Source organism: Microbacterium sp., assembly GCF_031178525.1.
Classification (GTDB): Bacteria; Actinomycetota; Actinomycetes; order Actinomycetales; family Microbacteriaceae; genus Microbacterium.
On sequence record NZ_JAPSJA010000180.1, the window covers coordinates 1 to 4,913 of the forward strand.

A 4,913-nucleotide genomic window follows, 5' to 3' on the forward strand; every position below is an offset into this window, starting at 1 on the left:
TCCCGAACACCACGCGCTTCTTCGCATGCAGCACCGCCTGCTCGAGGCACCCCTGCGCGGCGCCGACGCACAGCGCGGCGAACGCGACGCGCCCCTCGTCGAGGATCGAGAGGAAGTTCGCGAAGCCTCGGCCGCGCTCCCCGAGCAGGTTCTCCTCGGGCACGCGCACACCGTCGAAGACCAGCGGATGCGTGTCCGACGTGTGCCAGCCGACCTTGTCGTACGACGGCAGTGCCGTGAAGCCGGGCGTCGGCACGGGGACGATGATCGAGGAGAGCTCGGGGCGGACCGCGCCGTGCGCGCCCTGCCGCTGCCCCGTCACGGCCGTCACGGTCACCACGCTCGTGATGGGCGTGCCGGAGTTGGTGATGTACTGCTTGGTCCCGTCGATCGTCCACCAGCCGTCGTGCAGCGTCGCCGTCGTCCTCGTCGCGCCGGCATCCGAGCCCGCCTCCGCCTCCGTCAGGCCGAACGCCGCCAGGTTCTCGCCGCGCGCGAGAGGCGGCAGGTACTCGCGGCGCTGCTGCTCCGTGCCGAAGCGGTGGATCGGCATCGCGCCGAGTCCCAGTCCCGCCTCGAGCGTGACGGCGATCGACTGGTCCACGCGCGCGAGCTGCTCGACCGCGATGCACAGGTGAAGGTAGGTCTTGCCCTGCCCGTCGTATTCCTCGGGCAGCGGCAGTCCGAACAGGCCCATCCGGCCCATCTCGTGAATGATCTCGAGAGGCAGGCGGCGTTCGGTGTCGTACTGGTAGGCGGCCGGCGCGACGACCTCGTCCGCGAACTCGCGCACGCGGTGCGCGAGCTCCTGCAGCTCCGGCTCGAGCATCTCGGTGCCGGGAGCCGGTGTGCGGGTGGGCGTGATGATCGACATCGTCGTCTCTCCTTTCACGGTGCGGGGCTCGTGGCTCCGCTGCGGTCGCGCGCGAGGATGCCGCGCGCGTGTCTGAGGACCGGCTCGTCGACCATGCGACCGTCGAACCGGAAGACGCCGCGGCCCTCCGACCCGGCGAGGCGGGCGGCGTCGAGGACGCCGCGCGCCCACGCGAGTTCGCCGGCGGACGGCGCGAACGCGTCCCGGATGGGTGCGACGTGCGACGGATGGATGGCGGCCTTCGCCGCGAAACCGCTCGCCGCCGCGTCCTCCGCCTCGGCGCGACAGCCATCGAGATCGGCGATGTCGAGGTGCACGGCGTCGATGGCCGTCTTCCCGGTCGCTCCCGCGGCGAGCAGCACGGTCGAGCGCGCGTGGAGCGCGACGGCGCGGTATCCGCCCGTCGCGTCACGACTGGACGTGCCGCCCAGCGACGCCACCAGGTCTTCCGCTCCCCACATCAGCGCCACGACGCGGGGATGGGCGGCGATGGCCGCGGCGTTCAGGACGCCTCGTGCGGTCTCGCACAGCGCGATGACGTCCAGGTCGCCCACCGCGTCGACGTCGGCGGGGGCCTCGGTCTTCGCGAGCATCACGACGCGGTAGGGCGAGCGCCGCACGGCCGCGAGGTCGTCGGCGAGCAGGCCGGAGCGGGCGTCGTTCACGCGCACGACCGTGCGGGCGGGGTCGAGCTGTGCCCGCGCGACCGCCTCGCGTGCCGACCGCTTGGCCTCGGGTCCGACGGCGTCCTCGAGATCGAGCACGACGCCGTCCGCCCGCTCGGCGGCCTTCCCGAACCGATCCGGCCGGTCGCCGGGACAGAACAGGATCGCGGGCCCCATGCCGAGCGTCATGAGGACCCGCTCCGCTCGCTCGATGCGCCGCGTTCCGGGTTGCCCTGCATGAGCACGGCGCGGACCGCCCGCGCGACCACGACGCCGTCCTGGTTGCAGCCGACGTGCTCGAGCGTCACGACGCCCTGCCCCGGTCGCGAGCGGGAAGCGCGCGTCTCGGCGACCCGCGTCTCGCCGTACAGCGTGTCGCCGTGGCGCATCGGCGCGGGGAACTCGACGAGCGAGAACCCGAGGTTCGCGACGATCGTGCCGTTCGTGAGCTGCCCCGTCGACATCCCGACGATCGTCGCGAGCGTGAGCATCGAGTTCACGAGGCGCTCGCCGAACTCCGTCTGGGCCGCCCAGTGCGCGTCGAGGTGCAGCGCCTGCGAGTTCATCGTCATGGTGGTGAACAGCACGTCGTCGGCCTCGGTGATCGTGCGCCCGGGCCGGTGCTCGTAGACGACGCCCGTCTCGAACTCGTCGAACCACAGCCCGCGCTGCCGGATGCGGCGCTCCTCGGTCATGCGTCCTCCCCCCGTGCCGCGACGGTGGCGAGCTGCTGCCCGCGCGAGACGCCCTCTCCCACCGCGACGGCGATGCGCACCAGGCCCGCGGCGGGAGCCCGCAGCACGTGCTCCATCTTCATGGCCTCGACGCTCACCACGGCCGCGCCCTCCTCGACCTCCGCGCCGTCGTCGGCGTGCACTGCGACGACCGTGCCCGGCATGGGCGAGACGAGTCCGGGGTCCGCCGAGCGGCGCTCCCGGCGCGCCGCCGTGCGACGCGCGATGCGGTGGTCGCCGTCCGGCCCGAGAACCCACAGGGCGCCGCCCTCGGCCTCCGCGAGCACCTCGATCCCGGCCAGGTCGGGAAGGCGGATGATCCGCGGGTCCCCGCCGCGCTCGACGGTCGCCGTCAGGCCGTCCGCGTGCAGCCTGACGGTCGCGACGTCACCTCCGGCCTCGACCGGTTCTGCATCCGGGTCGGTGTATCGCAGCACGGCGCCGCGCGCGCCGGACATGCGCCACCCGTCGGCCCGCCACGCCCCCGTCGTGGCGGGCAGGTCGTGCAGCGCACAGGCCGCGAACGCCGCGTCGGGCGTGGGAAAGACGGCGAGCCCTGGCGCCTCGCGGTCCACCAGTCCCGTGTCGAGCGCTCCGTCTACGACCGCGGGCACGGCCAGGAGGCGCCGCAGGAACGCGACGTTCGTCAGGACGCCGGGCAGATGCGTGTCGGCGAGCGCGCGGCGCAGCGCCGTCACGGCCTCGTCTCGCGTGGCGGCGTGCGCCACCACCTTGGCGAGCATCGGGTCGTAGTGGGAACCCACCACCGTGCCGGCCTCGACGCCGGCGTCGATCCGCACGTCGTGCGGCCACCGCACCGCGATCAGGCGCCCTCCCGTCGGCAGGAAGCCCGCTGCGGGGTCCTCCGCGTAGATGCGCGCCTCGATCGCATGCCCGTCGAGGCGGACATCGTCCTGCCCGAGCGCCAGACGCTCGCCCGCCGCGACCCGCAGCTGCTGCTCGACGAGGTCGACGCCCGTGACGAGCTCGGTCACGGGGTGCTCGACCTGCAGCCGCGTGTTCATCTCCATGAAGAACGGCTCATCCGGGCGCGATCCCGACACGATGAACTCCACGGTGCCGGCACCCGTGTACCCCACGGCCCGCGCCGTCTCGCATGCCGCCCGACCGATCGCCGCGCGCTGCACCGGAGTCAGCAGGGGGCTCGGGGCCTCCTCCACGACCTTCTGGTGGCGCCGCTGCAGCGAGCACTCGCGCTCGCCCAGATGGATGACCTCACCGTGTGTGTCGGCGAGCACCTGCACCTCGATGTGCCGGGGCTCCGCGACGAACCGCTCGACGAACAGCGTGTCGTCGCCGAACGCCGCGGCGGCCTCGCGCCGCGCCTGCGCGAGCGCGGCCGCGAGGTCGCCGGGTCGGTCGACGCGGTGCATGCCCTTGCCGCCGCCGCCCGCGGACGGCTTGATCAGCACGGGGTAGCCGACATCCGCCGCACCCGCGATGAGCGCCGCGTCATCGAGTCCCGGGCGGGCGATCCCGGGCACGGTGGCGACGCCGCGCGCCTCCACCGCTGCGCGCGCGCGGATCTTGTCCCCCATCGTCTCGATCGCCGATGCCGGCGGTCCGATGAAGACGAGCCCCGCGGCCGCGCACGCGCCGGCGAAGGCGGCGTTCTCCGACAGGAATCCGTAGCCGGGATGGACAGCCTCCGCCCCCGCGGCGAGCGCCGCCGCGATCACGGCCTCGCCGTCGAGGTACGAGCGGCGCGCATCGGCCGGCCCGATGCGAAGGGCGGTCGTCGCGGCGGAAACATGCGGCGCGTCCGCGTCGGCGTCGGAGAAGACCGCGACGGAGGCGATGCCCATCCGGTCGAGCGTGCGGATGATGCGCAGCGCGATCTCCCCGCGATTGGCGATCAGGACCCTGTCGAACATCGTCATCACATCCGGAACACGCCGTAGCGGATGTCGGGCAGCGGCGCCTGCCCGGCGACGTCCAGCGCCAGTCCCAGCACGCGGCGGGTGTCGGCGGGGGCGATGACGCCGTCGTCCCACAGGCGCGCGGTCGAGTAGTACGGCGATCCCTGCCGCTCGTACCGCTCGCGGATGGGCGCCTCGAACGCTGCCTGCGCGTCCTGCGTCCACTGTCCGCCTTCGGCCTCGATCTGCTCGCGCTTGACGGTCGACAGGACGCTCGCGGCCTGCGGGCCGCCCATCACGGACACGCGCGCGTTCGGCCAGAGCCAGAGGAAGCGCGGGTCGTACGCGCGGCCGCACATCGAGTAGGTGCCCGCCCCGAACGAGCCGCCCACCACCACCGTGAGCTTCGGGACCCGCGCGCAGGACACGGCCGTCACCATCTTGGCGCCGTGCTTGGCGATGCCGCCGCGCTCGTACTCGGCGCCCACCATGAAGCCAGCGATGTTCTGCAGGAACACCAGCGGCACGCCGCGCTGGTCGCACAGCTCGATGAAGTGCGCGCCCTTCTGGGCGCTCTCGGAGAAGAGCACGCCGTTGTTGGCGACGATGCCGACCGGATGGCCGTGGAGGCGGGCGAAGCCCGTCACGAGCGTCGTGCCGAACCCGGCCTTGAACTCGTGGAAGGCGCTGCCGTCGACAAGGCGCGCGATGATCTCCCGGACGTCGTACGGCGTCTGCAGATCGGCCGGGATCGCCGCGC

The 4,913-nt window shown here is 73.3% G+C and carries 5 protein-coding genes; all 5 read right to left on the reverse strand.

The genetic code is table 11. The features are described 5' to 3' along the window. Positions 1–874 (reverse strand): acyl-CoA dehydrogenase family protein (locus tag RIF89_RS10905; RefSeq protein WP_375294471.1); only part of this gene is annotated, 874 nt, incomplete at its 3' end. Between the two features lie 14 nt (positions 875–888). Continuing rightward, a complete protein-coding gene (locus tag RIF89_RS10910; RefSeq protein ID WP_309069137.1) occupies positions 889–1,728 on the reverse strand; it encodes a CoA ester lyase in 840 nt (279 codons plus the stop codon). After that, the gene (locus RIF89_RS10915; RefSeq protein WP_309069138.1) at positions 1,725–2,234 is read right to left on the reverse strand and encodes a MaoC family dehydratase; all 510 of its coding nucleotides are present in this window, start codon (positions 2,232–2,234) and stop codon (positions 1,725–1,727) included. The genes RIF89_RS10910 and RIF89_RS10915 overlap by 4 nt, the downstream gene beginning before the upstream one ends. Beyond that, positions 2,231–4,168, reverse strand: coding sequence for a biotin carboxylase N-terminal domain-containing protein (locus RIF89_RS10920; protein ID WP_375294472.1), 1,938 nt, complete (start codon positions 4,166–4,168; stop codon positions 2,231–2,233). Before RIF89_RS10920 ends, RIF89_RS10915 begins: the two co-directional genes overlap by 4 nt. Before the next feature lie 5 nt (positions 4,169–4,173). After that, the coding region (locus tag RIF89_RS10925) for a carboxyl transferase domain-containing protein (protein WP_309069140.1) at positions 4,174–4,913 on the reverse strand (740 nt) is incomplete at its 5' end.

Bases quoted from the DNA above. Each gene is read 5' to 3' on its own strand.
- RIF89_RS10910 (WP_309069137.1), bottom strand. From the start codon at position 1,728: ATGACGCTCGGCATGGGGCCCGCGATCCTGTTCTGTCCCGGCGACCGG.
- RIF89_RS10915 (WP_309069138.1), bottom strand. From the start codon at position 2,234: ATGACCGAGGAGCGCCGCATCCGGCAGCGCGGGCTGTGGTTCGACGAG.
- RIF89_RS10920 (WP_375294472.1), bottom strand. From the start codon at position 4,168: ATGTTCGACAGGGTCCTGATCGCCAATCGCGGGGAGATCGCGCTGCGC.